Here is a 22,235-nt window from a genome sequence, read left to right on the forward strand (position 1 = left end):
TCAGCGGACTGCGTCGCCGATGTGGTGGATGCGGACCAGGTTGGTGGATCCGCTGACGCCGGGGGGTGAGCCGGCGGTGATGACGACGACGTCGCCGGGTACGCAGCGGCCGATGCGCAGGAGTTCTTCTTCGACCTGGGCGACCATGGCGTCGGTGGAGTCGACGTGGGGTCCGAGGAAGGTTTCGACGCCCCAGGTGAGGTTGAGCTGGGAGCGGGTGGCGGGGTCGGGGGTGAAGGCGAGGAGGGGGATGGGTGAGCGGTAGCGGGAGAGCCGGCGGACGGTGTCTCCGCTCTGGGTGAAGGCGACGAGGAATTTGGCGCCGAGGAAGTCGCCCATTTCGGCGGCGGCGCGGGCGACTGCTCCGCCTTGGGTGCGGGGCTTGTTGCGGTCGGTGAGTGGGGGGAGGCCCTTGGCGAGGATGTCTTCTTCGGCGGCTTCGACGATGCGGGCCATGGTGCGGACGGTTTCGATGGCGTATTTGCCGACGCTGGTTTCGCCGGAGAGCATGACGGCGTCGGTGCCGTCGATGATGGCGTTGGCGACGTCGGAGGCTTCGGCGCGGGTGGGCCGGGAGTTGTCGATCATCGAGTCGAGCATTTGGGTGGCGACGATGACGGGCTTGGCGTTGCGCTTGGCGAGCTTGACGGCGCGCTTCTGGACGATGGGGACTTGTTCCAGGGGCATTTCGACGCCGAGGTCTCCGCGGGCGACCATGATGCCGTCGAAGGCGGCGACGATGTCGTCGATGTTTTCGACTGCTTGGGGCTTTTCGACCTTGGCGATGACGGGGAGGCGTCGGCCTTCTTCGTCCATGATGCGGTGGACGTCTTCGATGTCGCTGCCGCTGCGGACGAAGGAGAGGGCGATGGTGTCGGCGCCGATGCGCAGGGCCCAGCGGAGGTCGTCGATGTCTTTTTCGGAGAGGGCGGGTACGGAGACTGCGACGCCGGGGAGGTTGAGTCCCTTGTTGTCGGAGACCATGCCGCCTTCGATGACGCGGGTGTGGACGCGGGGGCCGTCGACGGCGGTGACTTCGAGGGTGACGCGGCCGTCGTCTACGAGGATGCGTTCGCCGGTGGTGACGTCTCCGGCGAGGCCTTTGTAGGTGGTGCCGCAGGTGTGGCGGTCGCCTTCGTGGTCTTCGACGGTGATGGTGAATTCGTCGCCGCGTTCAAGGAGTACGGGGCCTTCGCGGAAGCGGCCCAGGCGGATCTTCGGGCCTTGAAGGTCCGCGAGGATGCCGACGCTGCGGCCGGTTTCGTCGGCAGCCTTGCGGACGCGCTGGTAGCGGTCCTCGTGTTCGGCGTAGGTGCCGTGGCTGAGGTTGAAGCGGGCGATGTCCATTCCGGCTTCGACCAGGGCTTTGATCTGGTCGTATGAGTCGGTGGCGGGGCCCAGGGTACATACGATTTTCGCTCGGCGCATGAGGCGAGCGTATGCCCCTACCAGGGAGTAGGAAATTGGTTCCGAGTGTCCACTCAACAACCTTTGAGCAAAAGCTTGTTGACAATTGTTGAATGTGCATGGGGGTGCTCTGATGAGCACCCCCGGGGCGCTGATCGTTCAGGTTTTCAGAGCTGGGGAGGGGTCATCGTGAAGCGTGCGTTCACCTGCGCGTAGACGGTCTGGCGCTGGGGTTCGAGGTCGAGGGCGGGGGCGCCTGCGTCTTCGGCGGCGCTGAAGGCCATGGTGCGCATGCCGGCGCCGGCTGCCTGGAAGGGGGCGGGGGCGTTTTCGGCCCCGAGGTCGGCGAGTTCGACGAGGGCGGCGAGGTCGGCTCCGAGGGCGGCGGCGTATTCGCGGGCGCGCTGGACGGCTTCGAGGACGGCTTGGCGGCGGGCTTCGCCGTGGGCGGGGGAGGTGGGGCGCAGGGCCCACCAGGGTCCGTCGACCTGGGTCAGTTCGAGGTCGGCGAGGCGGGTGGTGAGTTCGCCGAGGGTGGTGAAGTCGTTGAGTTCGGCGGTGAGGTGGACGCGTCCGTGGTAGGCGCGGATGCGTTCGCCGCGGCCGTGGCGGGTGAGTTCGGGGGTGATGGAGAAGGCGCCGGTTTCGAGTTTTTCGACGGGGTCGCCGTAGCTTTTGACGAGGTCGAGGACGGCGTTGTTGCGGCGGGTGAGGTCTTCGAGGGCGGTGCGCCGGTCGGTGCCGCGGGCGCTGACGGTGATGCCGATGCGGGCGATTTCGGGGTCGACTTCGAGGGTGGCTTCGCCGCGGACTGCGACGCGGGGGACTTCGGGGGTTCCGTAGGGCTGGTGCGATGCGTCCTGGGTCATGGGATTCACTCTCGCACTGCTGCTCGTACGGGGGTGGTCATCGGATCGAAACCTGGTGGGGGTGTTGCGGCTTGTTACTGCTGGGTCAGAATCTACGCGCGTTGCCTATCTGTGCACGCACCTCACAAGGGGAGATGGCATGGCTTTGGACCGTAGGACATTTCTGGGTACTTCGGCTGCGACAGGTGCGGCTGTGGCGTTGGCGGGGGCCACGAGCACCCCGGCCGCCGCGGCTGACGCGGTGGCCGGCGGCGCTTCGGCGGCGGGGGCGAGGACGTACGCGTTCACGGTGATGGGGACGACGGACCTGCACGGGAACGTCTTCAACTGGGACTACTTCACGGACAAGGAGTTCGACGACAAGGCGCACAACGACGTCGGTCTGGCGAAGATCTCCACGCTGGTGAACCAGGTGCGGGCGGAGAAGGGGCGGCGCAACACGCTGCTGATCGATGCCGGGGACACCATTCAGGGGACGCAGCTTTCGTACTACTACGCGAAGGTGGATCCGATCACCGCGCGGCGCGGTCCGGTTCACCCGATGGCGCAGGCGATGAACGCGATCGGTTATGACGCGGCGGCGCTGGGGAACCACGAGTTCAATTACGGTATTCCGGTGCTGCGGAAGTTCGAGGAGCAGTGCGACTTCCCGCTGCTGGGGGCGAACGCGCTGGATGCGAAGACGCTGCGGCCGGCGTTCCCGCCGTACAGCATGCACCGGCTGCGTACTCCGCACGGGCGGGACGTGAAGGTGGCGGTGCTGGGTCTGACGAATCCGGGGATCGCGATCTGGGACAAGGCGAACGTGCAGGGGAAGATGACGTTCCCGGGTCTTGAGGAGCAGGCCGCGAAGTACGTGCCGCGGCTGCGGTCGCTGGGTGCGGATGTGGTGATCGTGTCGGCGCATTCGGGTTCGAGTGGTACGTCGAGTTACGGGGACCAGCTGCCGCACATCGAGAACGCGGCGGGTCTGGTGGCGGAGCAGGTGCCGGGGATCGACGCGATCCTGGTGGGGCACGCGCATACGGAGATCCCGGAGTACCGGGTGCGGAACAAGGCGACGGGCAAGGATGTGGTGTTGTCCGAGCCGCTGAAGTGGGGGCAGCGGCTGACGCTGTTCGACTTCGAGCTGACGTGGGCGAAGGGCTGCTGGTCGGTGTCGAAGGTGTCGGCCCGGGTGCTGAACTCGAATACGGCGGTGGAGGACCCGAAGATCGTGGGCCTGCTGTCGGACGAGCACCGCAAGGTCGTGGCGTATGTGAACCAGGTGATCGGTACGTCGACGCAGGCGATGTCTTCGGCGGACGGTCCGGTGAAGGACGTGGCGATCATCGATCTGATCAACCACGTGCAGGCGGAGACGGTGAAGGGTGCGCTGGCGGGTACGGAGTGGGCTGCGCTGCCGGTGCTGTCGCAGGCTTCGTGTTTCTCGCGGACGGCGGCGATTCCGGCCGGGCAGGTGACGATCAGGGATGCGGCGGGTCTGTATCCGTTCGAGAACACGCTGGAGGCGCGGCTGCTGACGGGTGCGCAGGTCAAGGACTACCTGGAGTATTCGGCGAGGTACTACGTGCGCACGGCGCCGGGCGATGTGGTGGATCCGGCGAAGCTGACGAACGCGGAGGGTACGCCGGACTACAACTATGACGCGGTGTACGGGTTGACGTACGACGTCGACATCTCCGAGGCGGTGGGTTCGCGGATCTCGGGGTTGTCCTTCCAGGGGAAGCCGGTGGATCCGGCGGCGCAGTTCGTGCTGGCGGTGAACAACTACCGGGCTTCGGGTGGTGGGAACTTCCCGCATGTGCCGCAGTCGAAGCAGTTGTGGGCGAACTCGGATGAAATACGCAACACGATCATCCAGTGGGTGAAGGCGAAGGGGACGGTGGACCCGGCGCAGTTCGCGTCCGTGGACTGGCGGCTGACCCGAGCCGGGGCACCTGTCTTCTAGCCGATGGTGCTCTAAACGTTTCTCCTTACGGGTGCTCGACCAGTGGGAGCAGTTCGCCGGCGGGTTGGGGCCGGGTGTGCTCCCGCTGTTCGAGGCCGAAGGTGGTGAAGGCCGTGCGGGTGGGCTGGGGGTAGGGCTCTTTGCCCGTCAGGGTGTTCAGGATGGCGGCGCTGCGCCAGGCGGCGAGGCCGAGGTCGGGGGCTCCGACGCCGTGGGTGTGGCGTTCGCCGTTCTGGACGAAGACGCTTCCGGTGACGGCCGGGTCGGTGATCATCCGGTAGCGGTCGTCGATGCGGGGGCGGCCGGAGGAGTCCTTGCGCAGGTAGGGGTCGAGTCCGGCGAGGAGGCGGGAGAGGGGGCGTTCGCGGTAGCCGGTGGCGAGGACGACGGCGTCGGTGGTGAGGCGGGAGCGGGCGCCCTGGTCCACGTGTTCGAGGTGGAGTTCGACCTTGGTGGTGGCGACGCGGCCGGCGGTGCGGACGCTGACTCCGGGGGTGAGGACGGCGTCGGGCCAGCCTCCGTCGAGGGTGCGGCGGTAGAGCTCCTCGTGGATGGCGGCGATGGTGGCGGCGTCGATGCCCTTGTGGAGTTGCCATTGGGCGGGGACGAGGCGGTCGCGGACCGGTTCGGGGAGGGAGTGGAAGTAGCGGGTGTAGTCGGGGGTGAAGTGTTCCAGTCCGAGCTTGGAGTACTCCATGGGGGCGAAGGAGGGGGTGCGGGCCAGCCAGGTGAGGCGTTCGCGGCCGGCGGGGCGGGAGCGGAGCAGGTCGAGGAAGACCTCGGCTCCGGACTGGCCCGATCCGATGACGGTGACGTGGTCGGCGCCGAGGATGCGCTGCCGGTTGTCGAGGTACTCGGAGGAGTGGATCACCGGGACGGTGGGGGCTTCGGCGAGGGGGCGCAGCGGTTCGGGGATGTAGGGGGCGGTCCCGATGCCGAGGGCGAGGTTGCGGGTGTAGGTGCGGCCGAGGGCTTCGGCTTCTCCGTCGGCGTCGATTTGGGTGAAGTCGACTTCGAAGAGGTCGTGTTCGGGGTTCCAGCGGACGGCGTCGACCTGGTGGCCGAAGTGGAGTCCGGGCAGGCGGCCGGCGACCCACCGGCAGTAGGCGTCGTATTCGGCGCGCTGGATGTGGAAGCTCTCGGCGAAGTAGAAGGGGAAGAGGCGTTCCTTGTGCTTGAGGTAGCTGAGGAATGACCAGGGGCTGGTGGGGTCGGCGAGGGTGACGAGGTCGGCGAGGAAGGGGACTTGGAGGGTGGTTCCGTCGATGAGGAGTCCGGGGTGCCAGCGGAAGTCTCGGCGCTGGTCGTAGAAGGCGGTGGCGAGTTCCGCGGCGCCTTGTTGGGGCAGGCCGTGGGCTAGGGCCGCGAGGGAGAGGTTGAAGGGGCCGATGCCGATTCCGACGAGGTCGTGGGGTGCATCGTGCTGGGCGGTCATCGGTGGGTGCTGCCTTCCAGGAGGTTCACGAGGGCGTCCAGGTCCCCCGCCGTGGTGTGGGGGTTGAGCAGGGTGGCCTTGAGCCAGAGGCGGCCGTCGGCGGTGGCTCGGCCCAGTACGGCGGTGCCGCCCTGGAGGAGGGTGCGGCGCAGGGTGGCCAGTGCGGTGTCGTCGGCGTGGGTGGGCCGGAACAGGACGGTGCTGATGGTGGGCGCCGCGTGGAGTTCGAAGGCGGGGTGTGCTTCGAGGAGTCGGGCGAGTTGTTCGGCGCGGGCGCAGGTGCGGTCGATGAGGTGGGTGAGGCCGTCTCGGCCGAGGGAGCGCAGGGTGGCGGCGATTTTGAGGGCGTCTGCGCGGCGGGTGGTGCGCAGGGAGCGGCCGAGGAGGTCGGGCAGGCCGGCTTGGGTGTCGTCGGGGGCGTTGAGGTAGTCGGCCTGGTGGGTGAGGGGGGCGAGCAGGGTGGTGTCGGGGACGGTGAGGAGTCCGGCGGCGATGGGTTGCCAGCCGAGTTTGTGGAGGTCGATGGTGATCGACCGGGCGCGGTGGAGGCCGGCGAGTTTGGGTCGGTGGCGGGGGCTGAGGTGGAGGAGGCCGCCGTAGGCGGCGTCGATGTGGAGGTCGGCGCCGTGCTGGTCGCAGAGGTCGGCGAGGGCGTCGAGGGGGTCGATGAGTCCGGCGTCGGTGGTGCCGGCGGTGGCAGTGACGAGGACGGGGCCGGTGGTGGTGGCGAGGGCTTCGGCGAGGGTGGCGGGGGTGAGGGTTCCGGTGGGGGTGGGGAGGCTGCGGGCGGGGGGCAGGCCGAGGAGCCAGGCGGCGCGCGGGATGGAGTGGTGGGCGTTGGCGCCGTGCAGGACGGTGAGGTGGGGGCCGTGGCGTTCGCGGGCGAGGAGGAGGGCGAGGTGGTTGGCTTCGGTGCCGCCGGTGGTGAGGACGGCGTCGGGGTGGGGGGTGTCGTGGAACTCGGCGGCGAGTGTGCGGGTGAGGAGGGCTTCGAGGGCGGAGGCGGCGGGGGCCTGGTCCCAGGAGTCGAGGGAGGCGTTGAGGGCGCTGGCGGCGAGGTCGGCGGCGGCCGCGACGGCGAGGGGCGGGCAGTGCAGGTGGGCTGCGCACAGGGGGTCGGCGGGGTCGGCGGCGCCGGCGGTGAGGGTGTGGACGAGGGTCCGTAGCGCTTCGTGGTCGCCGTGTCCGTGGTCGGGGAACACCTCGCCCAGTGCTGCGGTGACGCGGTCGGTGACGGCCTCGGGTCCGCCGGCCGGGAGTGGTCCGCCGCGGGCGCGGGCTCCGGTGCGCAGGGCGTCGAGGACGGTGGCGAGGAGTGGTTGCAGGGCGTCGGGTCCGTGGGGTCCTCCGGCGAGCGGGGCGTTGCCGCGTCTGCCTGTGCCGGGGGGCGCTGTCATGCGGTTGTCCTCACGGGAACGGTTCGGCGGCGGGTGGTGCCGCTCGCTGGGTCGGGGACCCGGGGGGTACAACGATCCGACCCGAATGGGGTAACCGCCCGGGTTTATGAGTGGTTGATTTCAAGCCGTCGGCGGTGGCCGGGAGGGGGAGGTGCGCGTCGCGCCGACGGTGGCGGGGGCGCGCTGAGGCCGCCTGCGGCCGCCTGCCGCCGACGAGGTGGCGGATCCATCGGCCTTCGGTCCCTGGGCATGGGCGTGGGGGCCAGCGGTCCGTCTACGCTGCGCTGCTGATCGGCGCGCTGGTCGACACGGTGGCGTTCTGGGCGATGGCGCGGGTGCGGCGAGACGGGCGGGCACGTACAGGGGGCCTGCAGCCCGAGGGGCGGGCCCCGCCGGGCCGGGCGGGCCGGGCGGGCCGGGCGGGCCGGGCGGGCCGGGCGGGCCGGGCGGGCCGGGCGGGCGAGGCGGGGCGGGCGGGCGAGGCGGGGCGGGGCGGGCGAACGCCGCCAGGCGGGGCAGGGCGGGCCCAACTGGGCGGGCGAACGCCGCCAGGGCTGGGCGTGGCCGGCGAGGCGGAGCGGACCCGGCCGGGCGAGGCGGTGCGGGCAGTGGAGTCGGAGCCACTCCAGTGGAGGACAGGCGGGGCAGGGCGAGCCCAACTGGGCGGGCGAGCGCGGCCAGTTGGGCTGGGCGCGACCAGGTCAGGGCTGGGCGTGGCCGGGGCTGGGCTGGGCGTGGCCGGGGCTGGGCTGGGCGTGGCCGGGGCTGGGCTGGGCGTGGCCGGGGCTGGGCTGGGCGGGGCCGGTGAGGCGGAGCGGGAGCGGCCGGGCGAGGCGGAGGGGCAGGGCAGGCGGAGGCACCACGCCGGGCGGAGTGCGCGAACGCCGCCGGGCGGGCGTGGCCCGGCGGGGCGGGCGAACGCCGTCAGGCGGGGCGGGCAGGGCAAGCGAGGCGGAGTGGGCGGCGCGGGCGGGGTGGTGGCTTCTGGGTGGGGGTGGGCTTGTGGTGGGCCCCCAGCCCGCGGTGGGGGTGGGGGCCGGGTGGGCGCGGTCGGGTTTCGCCGGTGCTGTGGGTTAGGGGCGGGCGCGTAGGGCGCGGGTGAGGTCGTCGAGGTGGTCGACGAGCTTGCGGTGGAGGAGCGGGGTGATGTCGGGGGAGGTCAGGGCGGTGTGGCCGGCCTGGAGGTTGGCTTCGGTGATCTCGTGGCCGGGGAGGGCCCAGCGGCCTGCCGCGTCGGCGATGGCGGGGCCTCGGCGGGCGGCGAGGGTGACGGCCTCGGAGTAGGCCTGCGGCACGTACTCCCGTACCAGGTCGGCCTGTTCGGGCTGCCAGAAGCCTTGGGCGGTGGCGGTGAAGAGGTAGTTGGACAGGGAGTCGTCGTGGAAGAGGCGCTGCCAGGCTGCGGCCTTGGCCTCGGCCGTCGGGAGGGCGGCCCGGCAGCGGGCGGCGCCTTCGCGGCCGGTGGCGCTGGGGTCGGCGGCGAGGGCCTCGTCGATCTCGGCTTCGCCGGCCGCGCCGAGGACGGACAGGCGGGCGAGGATGCGCCAGCGCAGTTCGGGGTCGAGTTCGGGGCCGCCGGGGACGGTGCCTTCGGCGAGCCAGCCGGCGATGGTGTCGGGCTGGGTGGCGCTGTCGACGAGGGTGCGGACGGCGACGAGCCGCAGGCCGGGGTCGGAGCCGTCCTCGGTGCGCCGCAGCAGGTCGCGGGCGATGGCGGTGAGGGTGGTGAGGGCGTCGCCCCGGCGGTCGGGGGTGAGGTAGCGGTCGGCGATCTGGGCGCGGGTGAAGGTGAGGACGCCCTGGACGATCGCGAGGTCGGTTTCCTCGGGTACGTGGGCTTCGGCGGTCGCCAGGTAGTCGGCGGCGCCCAGTTCGCCGTCGCGGACCATGTCGCGCAGGGAGTTCCAGACGACGGCGCGGGTGAGCGGGTCGGGGATGCGGGACATGCCGCGCAGGGCGGTTTCCAGTGAGGTCTCGTCGAGGCGGACCTTGGCGTAGGTGAGGTCTCCGTCGTTGAGGACGAGGAGGGCGGGGCGCGGGCCGCTCACGGAGAGGACCTCGTCGGAGGGGACGTCGAGGGCGAGGACCTCGCGCGGTTCGATGACGCCGTCGGGGGCGCGGTCGTAAAGGCCGGCTGCGATGTGGTGGGGGCGGTTGCCGGTGCGGTCGACGGTGAGGGTCCAGCCTCCGTGGCTCTCTTCGAGCCGGGGGGTGAGGGTGTCGACGCCGGTGGTGCGCAGCCAGGTCTCGGCCCAGGTGTGGACGTCGCGGTCGGTGTGGGCGGCGAGGGAGTCGACGAAGTCGGCGAGGGAGGCGTTGGCGAACTTGTGGCGGGCGAAGTGGGTGTTGATGCCGGCCAGGAAGTCCTTGTCGCCGAGCCAGGCGACGAGTTGGCGCAGGGCGGAGGCGCCCTTGGCGTAGGAGATGCCGTCGAAGTTGAGGAGGGCGGAGGCGGTGTCGGGGACGGAGGCGGCGTCCGGGGCGACGGGGTGGGTGGAGGGGCGCTGGTCGGCGTCGTAGCCCCAGGGTTTGCGTTCCATGCCGAAGCCGGTCCAGGTCTCGGTGAAGCGGGTGGCTTCGATGAGGGTCTGGTAGCCCATGAACTCGGCGAAGGACTCGTTCAGCCAGATGTCGTCCCACCAGCTGAGGGTGACGAGGTCGCCGAACCACATGTGGGCCATCTCGTGGGCGATGGTGACGGCGCGGCGCTGGCGTTCGGCGTCGGTGACGGCGGAGCGGAAGACGTAGTCGTCGCGGAAGGTGACCAGTCCCGGGTTCTCCATGGCGCCGGCGTTGAACTCGGGTACGAAGGCCTGGTCGTAGGAGTCGAAGGGGTAGGGCTCGGTGAACTTCTCGTGGAAGCGGTCGTAGCAGGCGGTGGTGAGGTCGAGGATCTCTCGCGCGTCGGCGTCGAGGTGGGGGGCGAGGGAGCGGCGGCAGTGGATGCCGAAGGGGATCCCGGCGTGTTCGATGCGGACGCTGTGCCAGGGGCCGGCGGCGACGGCGGCGAGGTAGGTGGAGATGACGGGGGTGGGGGCGGAGGCCCAGATGCCGGCCTCGGAGGCGGAGCCGTCGCCCGAGCCGCCAGCGCCGTCGCCGAGGCGTTCGCCGATGCGGGAGGTGATGCCGTTGGCGAGGACGGTCCAGTGCGCGGGGGCGGTGACGGTGAACTCGAACACGGCCTTGAGGTCGGGCTGGTCGAAGGCCGGGAAGACGCGCTGGACGTCGTCCAGGAACATCTGGGTGTAGACGTACGTCTCCCCGTCCGCGGGGTCGGTGAAGCGGTGCAGGCCTTCGCCGGTGCGGGAGTAGCGCATGCGGGCGGCGATGCGGAGCTCGTGGGGGCCCTCGGTGAGGCCGGTGAGGGGGAGGCGGCCGTCGGTGAGGGAGGCCGGGTCCAGGGGGTGTCCGTCGAGGGCGGCGGAGCGCAGTTCGTCCGGTTTCAGCTCGACGAAGGTGTCGCCGGCGGCACGGGCGGTGAACCGGATGACGGTGCGGGACTCGAAGGTCTCGTCGCCGGTGGTGAGGTCGAGGGCGACCTCGTAGTGCCGGACGTCGATGAGTCGGGCTCGGAGCTGCGCTTCGTTGCGCGTCAGTGCGGACATGGGGCCCATGCTGCCGGATGGTGGTGCCGGCGCCGGGCCCCGGCTTCTATTCGGCGTCTTCGCCTTCGCCGGCGGCGATCGTCTCGTGGTGGCGGATGACCTCGGCGATGATGAAGTTCAGGAGCTTCTCGGCGAAGGCGGGGTCGAGTTTGGCGTTCTCGGCGAGCTGTCGCAGCCGGGCGATCTGGCTGGCCTCGCGACCCGGGTCGGCCGGGGGCAGCTGGTGGCGGGCCTTGAGGTGGCCGACCTGCTGGGTGCACTTGAACCGCTCGGCGAGCATGTGGACCACGGCCGCGTCGATGTTGTCGATGCTGTCCCTGAGCCGGGCCAGCTCGGCGGTGACGTTCTCGTCGATGTCCCTGGTGTTCATGGTCCACGAGAATACGTGGCGTGCACGTTCGGTTCGTCGGCCGATCGGCCATTGAGACGGGACGGGCGCGGGGGCGCGCTGGTGCGCGCCGAGGTTCGGAGCGCGCCGGGTACGGACCGCGCGGACCCCCGAGGGTCGCTCCGCGGGTGGGACGGTACGGGGCCGAGCGGAGGGGCCGGTTCCGTCCCCGGCGACACGACCGGAGGGAGCCCCCGGCAACCCGGCCCGGTACGGGTACGGGCTCAGGCAGGGCCGTTGGGGCGGGACGACCGGGGTAAGGGTCGGAAGAGGCGGCCTAGAGGGGTAGGACGGCTGTGACCAGCCAGCCGCCTTCGGGGGCGGGGCCGGCGGTGAGGGAGCCGCCGAGGGCTTCGGCGCGTTCGGCCATGCCGACGAGGCCGTAGCCGCCGCCGCGGGCGTTCTCGGAGAGTTTCGCGGGGCGGCCGCCGTCGTCGGCGATCCGTACTTCCAGGCCGGCCGGGACGGTGCGCAGGCCGATCCGGAGGGCGGTGGCGGTGGCGGCGTGTTTGCCGATGTTGGTGAGGGCTTCGAGGACGATGCGGTGGGCGGTGGCGGCGACGTCGGCGGGGAGCCGGGCCTCCAGGCCTTCCTCCACGTAGAGGACGACGGGCGGGCCGGTGGCGGCGAACCGTTCCGTCAGCCCGCGGATCTCGCGGAGGCCCGCGACGGGGGCCGTACCGGCGGGGCCGGGGTTGCCGGTGCCCTTGCCCGTCTCCGGGTCGGTGTCGGCGGCGCCCTCGCGGAGGATCTTGACCAGGCGGCGCATGGAGCCGAGCGCCTCGTCCCCGGCGGACTCGATGCGGCCGAAGATTTCGCCGGCGCGTTCGGCGGAGACCTTGGTGTAGCGGGCGGCGCGCGCCTCGACGACGATCCCCGTCACGTGGTGGGCGACGAGGTCGTGGAGCTCGCGGGCCAGTTCCAGGCGCTCGGCGCTGCGTACGGCGCGCAGTTCGCGGACGCGCTGGACGGACTGCAGGCGCAGGAGCAGGGAGTACGCGGTGACGACGACGGCGAGCACGGAGAAGAGCAGCGTGAAGCGGCCCGGGTCCGCGTCGCGGACGGGGGCCGCCATCGAGCCGAGGCCGAGGAGGGGGCCGAGGACGGCGGCGGTGCGGGCGGGGGCGCGGAGCAGGACCTGGGTGAGGAGGACGAGCAGGGCGATGGCCTCGCCGCCGCCCCAGACGACCAGGGGGAGGTTGCTGAAGATCAGGGAGAGGGTGACGGTCCAGGTGACGGCGGCGGCGAACCAGGCGCGGACGAGGAGGGGGATGCCCGGCCAGGGCGCGGCGCTGAGGCAGACGAGGAGGCCCGACACCCAGACGGCGGCGTGCGGGGTGCTGGGCTGGCGGGCCAGGACGACGCCCTCGAAGGTGACGAGGGAGAGGAGGGTGACGGAGAGGAGGATGCGGATCCAGTCCGCGGCGTGGGGGTGGCGGCGGGCCCATGGCCCCAGGGGGCTCACGTCGGGCCCCGGAGCGTGCGGGTGGCTCCGCCGGGGGCGCGGGGCTCCGTCGAGGGGGCTGCGCCCGGGGCGCGGGCGGCTCCGCCCGAGGTGTGGGAGCGGTCGCTCGCCGGGGCCCTGCCCGTACCCGTCGCGGCCGGTGTCGTCGGGGACGCCGTGCGGGTGGCTCCGCCGAGGGTGCGGGGCTCCGTCGAGGGGGCTGCGCCCGGGGCGCGGGCGGCTCCGCCCGGGGTGCGGGGCGCCATCGAGGGGGCTGCCCCCATACCTCGGGTGGCTCCGCCCGGGGTGTGGGGGCGGTCGCTCGCCCAGGCGCCGCCCGTACCCGTCGCGGCCGGTGTCGTCGGGGGCGGCGTGCGCCGGCTTCCTGGGGCGTCGCCCCGGGCCCCGTGCCTCACACGCCGGCGAGGCTGAATTGGGCCGGCGGTGTTCAGGAGGTGGGGGCGGGTCACGCCGGGGTGCCTGCCAGGCCGCTCTCCCAGGCCCAGGCGGCGATTTCCACGCGGTTGCGGGCGTCGAGTTTGGCCTGGACGTTGGCCAGGTGGGTCTTGACGGTGGAGAGGGAGACGAAGAGCTCGCCCGCGATCTCGGCGTTGGTCAGCCCGCGCGCGAGGCAGCGTACGACCTCGCGTTCCCGGTCCGTCAGGGGTTCGGCGGGGCGGCGGGCGGCGGCGGAGGCGGCCGGGGTGCGGAGGGCCATTTCGCGCAGCAGCCGTACGGTGATGGCGGGTGAGACGAGGGAGTCTCCGACGGCTGCCGCCCGCACCGCTTCAACCAGCATGGCCGGGCTCGCGTCTTTGAGGAGGAAGCCAGACGCTCCGCCGTGGAGCGCCGCGTGGACGTACTCGTCGAGGTCGAAGGTGGTGACGATGACGATGCGGGGGGTTTCGCGGCCGGAGAGCCGGCGGGTGACTTCGAGTCCGTCGAGTTTGGGCATGCGGATGTCGAGGAGCAGGACGTCGGGCCGGTGTTCGGCGACGGCTGCGAGGGCCGCTTCGCCGTCTTCGACGTCGGCCACCACCTCGATGTCCGGCTGGCTTTCGAGGATCATCCGGAAGCCGGTCCTGACCATCTCCTGGTCGTCCGCGATGATCACTCTGATCGTCATGCGCCGCCTGCCCCACTGTCGCCCGTTGCCTGTGCTGGTCCGGCTTCCCCGGCTTTCCCACCCGGTGGGATCTCTCCATGGGACCTGCGGGCGCCTCGGCCCGCAACCGCACAGCAGACCGTCGGGAGCATGCCGTGAGGCCGGAACGGCTTCGTTCCGGCCTCACGGTACTGCGGTCGACCTTACGGACATGTGGGGCATCGCGCCTCATTCTTCCGGCCACTGTCGGGCGGGCCGGGAGGAGGAGGTCAACGGGGCCGGGGGTCGGTCAGAGCGTGGCGGCCGCGCTCTTGATCGCCGCCGCGAAGGTGGAGACCTCCGTGTAGACGCCGGGGTAGTCGGGGCGGGCGCAGCCCTCTCCCCAGCTGACTATGCCGACCTGGATCCAGGCGTTGGCGTTGTCCCGGCGGAACATGGGGCCGCCGGAGTCGCCCTGGCAGGTGTCGACGCCGCCCGCGTCGAATCCGGCGCAGATCTCCTCGGCGGGCACGAGGGAGCTGCCGTAGGAGTCCTGGCAGGAGGCGTCGGAGACGAAGGGGACGGTGGCCTTGTACAGGTAGCGCTGCTGGCCTCCGCCTTCCCGGGTGGCGCCCCAGCCGGCGACGGTGAAGGTGCCGTTGTCGTAGGCCTTGGTGTCGGCGATCTTGAGGGTGGGCAGGTTGATGGGCTTGGCGAGTTTGATCAGGGCCCAGTCCTTGCCCGTGCCGTTGTAGCCGGGGGCCCGGAGCACCTTGGTGGACTTGACCTTGATGGCGCTGGAGCTGTTGAGGTCGACGACTCCGGCGGTGGCGGTGATGGAGGTGTTGTTGCCGGAGCTGCCGACGCAGTGGGCGGCGGTGAGCACGATCTGCTGGGTGTAGAGGGCGCCGCCGCAGCCCATGGAGAGGCGGACCATGAAGGGGAACTCGCCCTGGGCGGCGCGGGTTCCGCCGACGACGGGCGCCGTGCCGGCGGTTGCGGTGCCGGGCTGGAGGCTGACGGCCGCGAGGGCCACCGCTCCGACGGCGAGGGCGCGCTTGAGGGTGGTGACGAGGCTGGACACAGTCGACACACTGCCTTTCGTGGGGGGTTGGGCCGTGCGCGTCACTCCATGACGGGTGGGATGGACCGCATGGGTGACGGGGACATGACACACTGCCCGCACGGAGGGCTTCAAGAACGCGTTTTCGGACAACTTCCGGCCGGAGGTGCCCGATGACGCACAACGGTCGGCGGAGCAGCCCGATCGAGCACGGATTTCCGCACCTGGAGACGGTCCGCGCGGCCGTCACCGCGCTGTTCCGGCGGCTGTCCGCCGACGGGATCCGCGCCTACGACACGCCCTTCGCCCCCGCCGACGCGGCCTTCCCCGCCTCCGAGGACCTGCACCTCGGGGCCCACCGGGTGGCGTCCGCGATGGTCCGCGCCCTGCGGCTGCCCGACGCGCGCCTGATCGTGGGGTTCCGGCCGATGGAGGAGGCGGCGACCGTGGAACTGGCCGCCGGCCCCGAGTACTTCGTCGAGGTCAACGACCGCTTCCGCGCCCACCGCGGCGATCTGGCGGCCGCCCTTGCCCACGAGGTCACGCACGTGCTGCTGCACCGCCTGGACCTGCGTTTCCCCTCGACCATCGGCAACGAGATCCTCACCGACACCGCCGCCGCCTACCTGGGCGCCGGCTGGCTGCTGCTCGACGCCTACCGGGAGGACGAGCTGACCCACCAGAAGCTCGGCTACCTCACCCCGGAGGAGTTCGGCTACGTCCTCGCCCGACGCGGCCGGTTCCTCGGCGGCGAGGACCTCTCCGCGTGGTTCACCAGCCCGCAGGCCTACGAGGCGTACGTGCGCGGCCGCGCCCTGGCCGACCGGGACCTGCACCGGGCCCCCCTCGCGGCCGCGGGCCGGCGGGAGCGGCTGCGGTACGCGGCGGCCCGCCGGAGCGGGGCCGCCCCGCCCGGGGCCCCGTACGGCTTCGAGGAGCACGCGGGCGGACTACGGGTGAGCTTCCCGTGCCCGGTGTGCGGCCAGCGGCTGCGGCTGCCCGCGCACGGCGGACCGGTCCGGGCACGCTGCGGGCTGTGCCGCACGGTGCTGGACTGCGACACCTGAGCGGTCAGTCGCCGCCGCAGCCCCCGGAGTCGCCGCCGCAGCCGACTCCCCCGCCGCAGCCCGCGTCACCACCCCCGCTGTCGCTGCCGCTCCTGCGGGTGACCGTCGAGTGGCTGCCGCCATAGGTCGAGCGGTGGGCCGCGAAGTAGATCGCGCCCCAAGCGACGATGGTCCCGGACACGACGATCAGCGCGATGACGCCTTCACTCATACGGACGCTGTGCCCGGTCCCCAAGGGCGGAACACCCCACTCCGCCGCCCACCCGCGGACCCGGCTCCAGGTGTGACGAGTGACGAGTGACGGAGATTCACCGCGCGGTCATGAAAAGTTACTTACCAGCCAGTAGACATCAGGGCGGACGATCTCCAGCCTGGTCACGTACATGCCAACACGTGATCGAGGAGCGTCCCCCATGCGCAGCACCCGCACCCGTACCACTGCCGCCGCAGTGGCCGTAGCCGCAGCCGTACTGGCCCTGGTTCCGGCCACCGCCGCCCAGGCGGCCCCCGCCACGACGGCCGCCCCCGCCGTGACCGCCGTCACCGCCTCCGCGCCGGGCGGCAACGCGGCGATCCTGGGCATCGATTACGGCACCTGGCAGCGCGACGTGTCCGCCGTCATCGGCGCGGCCCGCCCCGGGATCGAGCAGCGCATCGCCGCCTCGCCGGCCGGCGAGAAGCCGGCGATCGTCCTCGACATCGACAACTCGTCGCTGGAGACGGACTTCCACTGGTTCTGGACCTTCCCGACCCCCGCGATCGCCCAGGTCCGCGACCTGACCCGGTACGCGAACGACCGCGGGGTCGCCATCTTCTTCGTCACCGCCCGCCCGGGGATCGTCTACTCCCTCACCGAGCGCAACCTCAAGGCGGTCGGCTACCCCGTCTCGGGCCTCTACGTCCGCGACCTGCCCGCCCTGTTCGGCGAGGTCAGCGCCTACAAGACGGCCAAGCGCGCGGAGATCGAGGCGCGCGGCTACACGATCATCGCCAACATCGGCAACAACCAGAGCGACCTGGTCGGCGGCCACGCCGAGCGCACCGTCAAGCTGCCTGACTACAACGGCAAGCTCTCCTAGGCCGAGACGGGGCGCGAGGCCTAGTCCAGCCCGGCGGCGATCGCGTTGACGGCGGCCCAGCCGAAGGCCATCGCCGGCCCGATCGTGGCGCCCGGCCCGGGGTAGGTCTCCCCCATCACCGCCGCCGAGCAGTTGCCGGAGGCGTAGAGCCCCGGGATCGGCGTGGAGTCCTCGCGCAGCACCCGGCCGTCGGTGTCCGTGACGAGGCCGCCCTTGGTGCCGATGTCCCCCGGGTGCACGGGGACGGCGTAGAAGGGGCCCCTGTCGATCGGCGCCAGGTTCGGGTTGGGCAGCGTCGGGTCGCCGTAGTAGCGGTCGTAGACGCTCTCGCCCCGCCCGTGATCCTTGTCGGTGCCCACCTCGGCGAAGGAGTTGAAGCGGCTGATCGCGGCGGGCAGGTCGGGCGCGGAGATCTGCCGGGCCAGTTCCTCCACGGTGTCGGCCTTCTTCAGGAAGCCGCTCTCCAGCCACTTCTTGGGGAAGGGCTGCCCGGGGAAGAGTCCGGCGAAGATGTACCGGGCCTTGGAGCGGGCGTCCAGGATCAGCCAGGACGGCACCGTCCTGGCGTCGGGCCGGTCGGCGGCGTACATCCGGTCCACGAACGCGTGGTACGGCAGGGCCTCGTTGGCGTAGCGCTCCCCCGCCTCGTTGACGATGACCATGCCGGGGATGCCCCGGTCAGCGACGAGGAAGAAGGGCTTCTCCCCCGGCGGGCACACCGACGGCGCGCCCCACACCTTGTCCAGCAGATCGGTGGCGGCCCCCAGTTCCTCACCGAGCTTCAGGGCGTCTCCGGTCTGGCCCTCCGAGGCGTGCGTCCAGACGGTGGAGGTGGGCGCGGGCAGGTGTTTCTCGCGCAGTGCCTGGTCGTGCGAGAACCCGCCCGAGGCCAGCACCACCCCGCCCCGCGCCGCTACGGTCGCCTCGCGCCCGGCGCGCAGGACCCGTACGCCCGTCACCCGGCCGGCCCGGTCCGTGACCAGGGCGGTCAGGGGCGCCGACAGCCACAGTTCGCCGCCGAGCGCGTCCAGGGAGAGGCGCATGCGGGCGACGAGCGCCTCGCCGAGGGAGAGCAGTTTGCGGCCGGTGGCCAGGGCCTTGACGGCCCGCAGGCCGACCTTGACGGAGGTCTTCTTGCCCGCCCAGGTCCGGCTGACCATGTTCAGGAAGCGGAAGTCGTACGAGGTCATGGTCAGCCCGTACGTGGGCAGTCCGGCCCGGCGCATGGTGGCGCCGAGCGCGCCGAGCCGCTTGAGGTCGACGATGCACGGCTCGATGGAGCGGCCCTGTGCCATGCCGCCCTGGGCCTCGGGGAAGTAGTCCGAGTAGCCGGGGGTGTACATGAAGCGGATCTCGGTGCGGTCGTGGAACTCCCGGACCATGCGCGGCCCGTGGCTGAGGTACGCGTCCTTGCGCGCGGCCGGGACCCGGTCGCCGACGGTGGCGTCGAGGTAGGCGCGGGCCTTCTCGGGGGTGTCGGCGAGGCCGGCGCGGTCGAGGTGGAAGTTGCCGGGGACCCAGATCGCGCCGCCGGACAGGGCGGTGGAACCCCCGTAGGTGTCGGTCTTCTCCACCACGAGGACGCTCAGGCCGCGCAGTCGGGCGGTGACGGCGGCGGCGAATCCGGCGGCGCCGGAGCCGACGACCACCACGTCGTAGGCGTGCTCGGTGGTGTGCTCGGTGGTGTGCCCGGTTGTCATCCGAAGGCTCCCGTGGCGTAGTCGCTGCGGTAGTAGAGGAGGGGTGATCCGCCGTCGCGGGCGTCCAGTTCGAGGACCCGGGCGGTGACGAGGTAGTGGTCGCCCGCCTCGTGGACCTCTTCGAGGGCGCAGTCGACGGTGGCGAGGGCGCCGGTGACGCGGACGGCTCCGTGGGCGGACAGTTCCCAGTCGACGTCCGCGAACTTGTCCTCGCCGCGGCGGCCGAGTGCCTCGCACACGGCGCGCTGCTCCTCGGCGAGGATGCTGACGCCGAAGCGGCCGGCGGCCCGCACCTTGGGCCAGCTGGAGGAGCCCTTGCCCACGCAGAGCAGGACCAGCGGCGGGTCGAGGGAGAGGGAGGCGAAGGACTGGCAGGCCAGCCCGGCCGGGCGGCCGTCGTCCGCGACGGCCGCGACGACGGTGATGCCGGAGGCGAAGGCGCCGAGGACCTCGCGGAACAGAGCCGGGTCGACCGTGCCGGCGGCGGGGCCGGTCAGCCGTTCCACTGGTGGCCCCAGAAGCTGTCCGCGGTGATCTCCTTCGCGGTCCAGGTGGCGGGGTCGACGAGCAGGCCGTCCCATCCGTACTCGACCTGGAAGCCGCCGGGGGCCTGGGCGTAGAAGGAGACCATGTGGTCGTTGGAGTGCCGGCCGAGGGTGGAGGCGATGGGGATGCCCGCCTTGTTCATGCGGTCGAGGCAGTAGCCGACGTCGTCGAGGGTCTCCAGCTCGACCATGAAGTGGACGATGCCGGGCGGCAGCGAGCCGGGGTAGAGGCCGAGGCTGTGGTGGCGGCGGTTGGGGCTGAGGAAGTGCATCCAGTAGAAGTCCCGGCCGGGCTTGCCGGTGGGGACGGCGACCGGGGGCAGCCGCATCGAGTCGCGCAGCTGGAAGCCGAGGAGGTTCTCGTAGAAGTCGAGGGTGGCCTCGGTGTCGGCGGCGGGCAGGACGACGTGGCCGAGGCCGAGGCCGCCCTCGCGGCCGCCGGTGACGAACCGGTTGCCGTACCGGGCTGCGAGCGGGGTGTGGTCCTGGGCCTGGCCCCAGTAGATCTCCAGGGGGTTGCCGCTGGGGTCCTCGCAGTGGATGAGGCCCTGGACGCGGCGGTCGGCGAGGGTCTCGGCGTCGCCCTGCTTGACGGGGTGTCCGGCGCTCTCCAGTTCGGCGGCGGCGTCTTGCAGGGCGCGGGCGCCCGCCACTTCGAAGCCGGCGGCGAGCAGCCGGTCCTGGGCGCCGGCGACGAACTGGAAGCGGTGGGTGCGGTCGTCGATGCGGATGTTGAGCCGGGTGTCCGTGGTGCCTGCGGCTTCGGCCATGCCGAGGATGTCGAGGACGTAGGTGCGCCAGGCGGCGAGGTCGGCGGTCTCGATGCGGAGGTAGCCGAGTGCGCGGATGTCCATGAGGGAACTCCTCGGTGGGATCGGTGCGGGGATCAGTGCCGGGATCAGTGCCGGGATCGGCGCCGGGATCGGCGCCGGGATCAGTGGAGGAAGAAGTCGGTGGCGAGGCGGTTGAACTCGTCGGCGGCCTCGGTCTGCGCCCAGTGCCCGCAGTGCGGGAAGACGTGCAGGCGGGCGTCCGGGATGGTCTTCAGAGCGAGGAAGGCGCCGTCGACCGGGTTGACGCGGTCCTCGCGGCCCCAGGTCAGCAGGACGGGGCGGCTGATGCGGTGCGCTTCGCGCCAGAGCATCGCGGCCTCGGGCCACTTGGCGAAGGAGGCGCCCATGCGGGCGTTGCCGAGCCTGGCTTCGGGGTCGGTGGCCTGGGCGTAGCGCTCCTCGACGAGGGCGTCGGTGACGATCGCCGGGTCGTGGGCGAGGGTGGTGAGGAAGGTCCGCATCTGCTCGCGGGTGGGTTCGGGCGCCAGGCTGAACTCGAAGAGCCGCTTGATGCCTTCGGTGGGGTCGGCGGAGAAGAGGTTCAGCGAGATCCCGCCGGGGCCCATGAGCAGGAGCTTGCCGACCCGTTCGGGGTGGTCCAGGACGAGCCGGGTGGCGGTGCCTCCGCCGAGGGAGTTGCCGATGAAGTGCGCCCGCTCGATGCCGAGTTCGTCCATGAGGGCGAGGACGGCGTTCGCGCTGAAGCCGAAGTAGTCGCGGTCGGGTTCCGGCTTGTCGGAGCGGCCGTAGCAGGGCTGGTCGACGAGCAGGGTGCGGAAGCGTGCGGCGAAGTGGGGCAGGTTGCCGCCGAAGTTGGACCAGCCGGAGGCGCCGGGCCCACCGCCGTGCAGCATGATCACGACGGGCGCGTCGAGCGGGCCGGCCTCGTGGTAGTGCAGGCTCAGGGCGCCGGCCTTGGCGGTGCGGGAGGTGTTGTGAAACGTGTACGGGCCCCCGCCCGGACCAGTAGCGCGCATTGTGGACATTGCGTCGCGAGAACCAAGCACGCACGTCCTCCTTTCACATAACTACTATCCGGGCTGGTTTCAACCCGGCTGGCGTTGATCGTGGAAGACCTGATGGGCCGCTGGTCCACCAGGCAGCGTGAGCTAGGAATCCCCGTCTTCGGAGGGGGAGGATTCAAAGCATCGTGTCCTGGATATCGAGCCCGAGTGCGCCCTGGCCAAAGAGGACCAGGGCCCGCTCCGGGTCGTTGGCGGCGTGGCCGCGGCCGGTGTGGACGTCGCGCCAGGCGCGCTGGACGGGGTTGGGGCCGGTGCGCATGGCGCTGCCGCCCGCGTTCTCCATGAGGAGGTCGACGGCGGCGACACAGCGCTCGGTGGCGAGGACCTGGTCGCGGCGGGCCCGGGTGCGCAGCGGCGTGGGGAGTTCCTCGCCGCGTTCGGCGAGGGCGTAGAGCTCGGAGATGTTGCGCCGGAGCTGGAGCCATGAGGCGTCGATGTCGCTGGCGGCGCGGGCGATGCGGACCTGGGCGAAGGGGTCTTCGGCGACCTGCTGGCCGTAGGAGATGCGGAAGCGTTCGCGGGTCGCGGTGACGTAGTCCTCGTAGGCGCCTTCGGCGATGCCGACGATGGGGGTGGAGATGGTGGTGGTGAAGACGGAGGCGTAGGGGAGCCGGTAGAGCGGCTCGGGGTTGAGGCGGTGGCCGGGCACCTGGAGGGCGGTGACGGGGCCGAAGCTGAGGGCGCGGTGTTCGGGGACGAACACCTCTTCGACGACGATGTCGTTGGAGCCGGAGCCGCGCAGTCCGACGGTGTCCCAGACCTCGTCGATGCGGTACTGGGAGCGCGGGATCAGGAAGGTCCGCATGTCGACGGGGCGGCCTTCGGCGTCGGTGACCAGTCCGCCGAGCAGGGCCCAGTCGGTGTGGTCGCAGCCGGAGGAGAAGTGCCAGCGGCCGCTGAGGGTGAAGCCTCCGTCGACGGGGGTGACCTTGCCGGTGGGGGCGTAGGAGGAGCAGATCCGCGTGTCGCGGTCCTGGCCCCAGACCTCTTCCTGGGCGCGGGGGTCGTAGAGGGCGACGTGCCAGGGGTGGACGCCGACGACGGAGGCGACCCAGCCGGTGGAGCCGCAGGCCTTGGCTATGTCCTTGACGGCGGCGTAGAAGAGGGCGGGGTCGGCGGCGTGCCCGCCGTGGGCCTTGGGCTGGAGCAGCCGGAAGAAGCCGGTGTCGGCGAGTTCCTTGATGCTCGCCTCGGGGACTTTGCGCAGGGTTTCGGCCTCTGCGCTGCGCTCGCGCAGGGCGGGGGCGAGGGCGCGGACCGCTGCGAGGACCTCTTCGTCACTCATGGTGTCCCCTTCTCAGATCAAGGATCTTCGGGTGTTCGGGATCGGTTTCCGGATCGAT

Annotated in this window: 20 protein-coding genes; 3 read left to right on the plus strand and 17 right to left on the minus strand. The window is 71.7% G+C overall.

Annotated features, from left to right (window positions below; translation table 11 throughout):
• Together pyk and OG247_RS11810 are read right to left on the minus strand one after the other, a co-directional pair.
• The gene (gene pyk, locus OG247_RS11805) at window positions 1–1,428 is read right to left on the minus strand and encodes a pyruvate kinase (protein WP_327252189.1); all 1,428 of its coding nucleotides are present in this window, start codon (window positions 1,426–1,428) and stop codon (window positions 1–3) included.
• Window positions 1,429–1,574: 146 nt separating this feature from the next.
• Window positions 1,575–2,276, minus strand: a complete 702-nt coding sequence (locus OG247_RS11810; protein ID WP_327252190.1) for an SIMPL domain-containing protein — start codon at window positions 2,274–2,276, stop codon at window positions 1,575–1,577.
• Window positions 2,277–2,415: 139 nt separating this feature from the next.
• On the opposite strand from OG247_RS11810, the gene OG247_RS11815 reads away from it, so the two are divergent.
• Window positions 2,416–4,227 (plus strand): bifunctional metallophosphatase/5'-nucleotidase, encoded by a 1,812-nt coding sequence (locus OG247_RS11815; protein WP_327252191.1) that lies wholly within the window; start codon window positions 2,416–2,418, stop codon window positions 4,225–4,227.
• A gap of 25 nt (window positions 4,228–4,252) precedes the next feature.
• On the opposite strand, the gene OG247_RS11820 is transcribed toward OG247_RS11815, so the two are convergent.
• The 9 genes from OG247_RS11820 to OG247_RS11860 form a co-directional block, all read right to left on the minus strand.
• Entirely contained in the window at window positions 4,253–5,662 is a 1,410-nt protein-coding gene (locus OG247_RS11820) for a lysine N(6)-hydroxylase/L-ornithine N(5)-oxygenase family protein (protein ID WP_327252192.1), read from the minus strand.
• On the minus strand, window positions 5,659–7,059 hold the full coding sequence (locus tag OG247_RS11825) for a pyridoxal phosphate-dependent decarboxylase family protein (protein WP_327252193.1): 1,401 nt from the start codon (window positions 7,057–7,059) through the stop codon (window positions 5,659–5,661). The genes OG247_RS11820 and OG247_RS11825 overlap by 4 nt, the downstream gene beginning before the upstream one ends.
• Window positions 7,060–7,760: 701 nt before the next feature.
• Window positions 7,761–7,922, minus strand: a complete 162-nt coding sequence (locus OG247_RS11830; RefSeq protein WP_327252194.1) for a hypothetical protein — start codon at window positions 7,920–7,922, stop codon at window positions 7,761–7,763.
• Between the two features lie 210 nt (window positions 7,923–8,132).
• Window positions 8,133–10,673 carry an aminopeptidase N gene (pepN, locus tag OG247_RS11835; RefSeq protein WP_327252195.1) on the minus strand — a complete coding sequence of 847 codons (2,541 nt, stop codon included), beginning with the start codon at window positions 10,671–10,673 and terminating at the stop codon, window positions 8,133–8,135.
• A 37-nt stretch (window positions 10,674–10,710) separates the two neighbouring features.
• Window positions 10,711–11,034: a chorismate mutase gene (locus OG247_RS11840; protein WP_327252196.1), complete on the minus strand. Its 324-nt coding sequence runs from the start codon at window positions 11,032–11,034 to the stop codon at window positions 10,711–10,713.
• Window positions 11,035–11,329: 295 nt separating this feature from the next.
• A complete protein-coding gene (locus OG247_RS11845) occupies window positions 11,330–12,517 on the minus strand; it encodes a sensor histidine kinase (RefSeq protein ID WP_327252197.1) in 1,188 nt (395 codons plus the stop codon).
• On the minus strand, window positions 12,514–12,780 hold the full coding sequence (locus tag OG247_RS11850) for a hypothetical protein (protein ID WP_327252198.1): 267 nt from the start codon (window positions 12,778–12,780) through the stop codon (window positions 12,514–12,516). Before OG247_RS11850 ends, OG247_RS11845 begins: the two co-directional genes overlap by 4 nt.
• A 182-nt stretch (window positions 12,781–12,962) precedes the next feature.
• Window positions 12,963–13,622, minus strand: a complete 660-nt coding sequence (locus tag OG247_RS11855) for a response regulator transcription factor (RefSeq protein ID WP_327252199.1) — start codon at window positions 13,620–13,622, stop codon at window positions 12,963–12,965.
• Between the two features lie 268 nt (window positions 13,623–13,890).
• On the minus strand, window positions 13,891–14,673 hold the full coding sequence (locus OG247_RS11860) for a serine protease (protein WP_442813258.1): 783 nt from the start codon (window positions 14,671–14,673) through the stop codon (window positions 13,891–13,893).
• A gap of 143 nt (window positions 14,674–14,816) precedes the next feature.
• On the opposite strand from OG247_RS11860, the gene OG247_RS11865 reads away from it, so the two are divergent.
• Entirely contained in the window at window positions 14,817–15,710 is an 894-nt protein-coding gene (locus OG247_RS11865; protein ID WP_327252201.1) for a hypothetical protein, read from the plus strand.
• Between the two features lie 4 nt (window positions 15,711–15,714).
• On the opposite strand, the gene OG247_RS11870 is transcribed toward OG247_RS11865, so the two are convergent.
• Window positions 15,715–15,921: a hypothetical protein gene (locus OG247_RS11870; RefSeq protein ID WP_327252202.1), complete on the minus strand. Its 207-nt coding sequence runs from the start codon at window positions 15,919–15,921 to the stop codon at window positions 15,715–15,717.
• Window positions 15,922–16,123: 202 nt separating this feature from the next.
• Between OG247_RS11870 and OG247_RS11875 the strand changes: the two genes are divergently transcribed.
• On the plus strand, window positions 16,124–16,789 hold the full coding sequence (locus OG247_RS11875) for an HAD family acid phosphatase (protein WP_327252203.1): 666 nt from the start codon (window positions 16,124–16,126) through the stop codon (window positions 16,787–16,789).
• A gap of 20 nt (window positions 16,790–16,809) precedes the next feature.
• On the opposite strand, the gene OG247_RS11880 is transcribed toward OG247_RS11875, so the two are convergent.
• From OG247_RS11880 to hsaA, 5 genes are all read right to left on the minus strand, one after another.
• A complete protein-coding gene (locus tag OG247_RS11880) occupies window positions 16,810–18,489 on the minus strand; it encodes an FAD-dependent oxidoreductase (protein ID WP_327252204.1) in 1,680 nt (559 codons plus the stop codon).
• Window positions 18,486–18,995 carry a flavin reductase family protein gene (locus OG247_RS11885; RefSeq protein WP_327252205.1) on the minus strand — a complete coding sequence of 170 codons (510 nt, stop codon included), beginning with the start codon at window positions 18,993–18,995 and terminating at the stop codon, window positions 18,486–18,488. Before OG247_RS11885 ends, OG247_RS11880 begins: the two co-directional genes overlap by 4 nt.
• Entirely contained in the window at window positions 18,983–19,888 is a 906-nt protein-coding gene (locus tag OG247_RS11890) for a VOC family protein (RefSeq protein ID WP_327252206.1), read from the minus strand. Before OG247_RS11890 ends, OG247_RS11885 begins: the two co-directional genes overlap by 13 nt.
• Before the next feature lie 80 nt (window positions 19,889–19,968).
• The gene (gene hsaD / locus OG247_RS11895) at window positions 19,969–20,844 is read right to left on the minus strand and encodes a 4,5:9,10-diseco-3-hydroxy-5,9,17-trioxoandrosta-1(10),2-diene-4-oate hydrolase (protein ID WP_327252207.1); all 876 of its coding nucleotides are present in this window, start codon (window positions 20,842–20,844) and stop codon (window positions 19,969–19,971) included.
• Between the two features lie 163 nt (window positions 20,845–21,007).
• Complete coding sequence (hsaA, locus tag OG247_RS11900) at window positions 21,008–22,177, minus strand: 3-hydroxy-9,10-secoandrosta-1,3,5(10)-triene-9,17-dione monooxygenase oxygenase subunit (RefSeq protein ID WP_327252208.1); 1,170 nt, start codon at window positions 22,175–22,177, stop codon at window positions 21,008–21,010.
• Window positions 22,178–22,235: the final 58 nt, after the last annotated feature.

This window comes from Streptomyces sp. NBC_01244 (genome assembly GCF_035987325.1).
Taxonomy (GTDB): Bacteria; Actinomycetota; Actinomycetes; order Streptomycetales; family Streptomycetaceae; genus Streptomyces.